Raw genomic sequence first — 1,510 nt, forward strand, 5'->3', positions numbered from 1 at the left:
TAAGATCGTGTCCGATTTTTGGGGACCATTTCTACTTCACTTCCAACACGTCCGGTCAATACCCTGTACCTGTATTTAGGAACCCAAACTATATGATATTGGCAATGCCATAAAACGTGTGATAATTTCTCAAATCTACTCATGCTACTTTCCTTTCTTGTTGTGGGGACAACTAGAATAGGTTAATAGCATGAGTAGAAGCTCCAGGCATAGCCTATAGCTGATGACCACGCCCACAGGACGTGGTTTTAATTTTTAATAAAATAAGAGACTGACATTATCCCTTCTAAAATGGCTGGGAGGATGTCAAAAACATTGAGAGAGTGAAGACGGGGGAAGACTCGACGGAACCGAAAACTATGACAAGTTTTTTCCTCACTTGCACTATACTCTAATGTAAGCAGTTGAAAGCGAAACTAAACAGAACAGAATACCTCGTAATACCAACAAGGTAGGTTGAATATGTTCAGAGCAGTTGCGTACCTCGTAGCGGGGGCGCTGTCACTTCCTTCTTTAGCAGATGACAGTAAAGAATTAAGCTTTGCAACGCAGGAGTTTTCCCCATTCTGCTATGAGGTAGGTGATGTTGCTCATGGTCCTGCGGTTGAAATTGTAAAATCCGCATGTGAGCTTGCAAACATCAAGTGCAGCGTAATAGTTTTACCCTGGCCTCGTGCACAGAAATATGTAAACCAGGGAGTTATTAACGGGGTATTCCCAATCGGGTGGAGTGAAACAAGAGAGTCACAGCTTTATTTCTCAGAGCCCATAATACATACCGAGTATGGATTCTTTGCTCGTGATAATAACAATTTCAATGATGTTGACATACTAGATCTGACCGGGCTTACTATTGCTGTTTACGGCCCTTCAAACACATCCAGAACACTAATTGAACTGACAAGGAATGTATATGGAGTAAAACTAGACATTACTCCACATGATGAGTTTCCATTTAAAAAACTTTCTGTAGGCAGAGTGGATGCGGTATATTCCAATCGACTTGTTGGTAAAGCACTGATAGCAAAACTGGGCCTAACTAATATCAACTATTATAGAAAGCACTTAAACGTTAAATACTATATAGGGTTATCTAAGGATAACACCATGCCGAATGTAGCTGCTGATTACATGGATACAATTTCATATATGCTGAATGAAGGTATTATTGACAATATACTGTCTAACTACTCGGTATTTTATCGGCAAACTGACAACAATTAATATCATTTCGCCTAATTAGCTGGGCAATATCATCCAATCTCTTGTATACATTTGGGCTTCATTGCAACGTTCAATTATGAGTAATTAACCTCAACTCGGGATAATAATTTCAATTATACCATTCCGCCTAATTATGTTATCTAAGCCAAGAGCGAAACGGGTGGACGACTGACCGGGCTTGATATACAAGCTTATATACAGGAGGAGTTTGGGTTTCATTACCACCTTTCGAGTGTTTATAAATTACTTCATAAACTCGGTTTTTCGTGGATCACATCTCGTTCCA

Annotated in this window: 3 protein-coding genes; 2 read left to right on the forward strand and 1 reads right to left on the reverse strand. The window is 39.7% G+C overall.

Features of this window, described 5'->3' with window-relative positions:
• Window positions 1-143 (reverse strand): transposase (locus G337_RS28405; protein ID WP_211235828.1); only part of this gene is annotated, 143 nt, incomplete at its 3' end.
• 319 nt (window positions 144-462) lie between these two features.
• On the opposite strand from G337_RS28405, the gene G337_RS26860 reads away from it, so the two are divergent.
• Together G337_RS26860 and G337_RS29640 are read left to right on the forward strand one after the other, a co-directional pair.
• Window positions 463-1,224 (forward strand): substrate-binding periplasmic protein, encoded by a 762-nt coding sequence (locus G337_RS26860; RefSeq protein ID WP_051303432.1) that lies wholly within the window; start codon window positions 463-465, stop codon window positions 1,222-1,224.
• 168 nt (window positions 1,225-1,392) lie between these two features.
• Window positions 1,393-1,510: helix-turn-helix domain-containing protein (locus tag G337_RS29640; RefSeq protein ID WP_169719646.1), on the forward strand; the 118-nt coding region annotated here is incomplete at its 3' end.

Source organism: Psychromonas aquimarina ATCC BAA-1526 (assembly GCF_000428725.1).
GTDB lineage: Bacteria > Pseudomonadota > Gammaproteobacteria > Enterobacterales > Psychromonadaceae > Psychromonas > Psychromonas aquimarina.

Coding starts and splice junctions, on each gene's coding strand:
- G337_RS26860 (WP_051303432.1), top strand. CDS start 463: ATGTTCAGAGCAGTTGCGTACCTCGTAGCGGGGGCGCTGTCACTTCCT.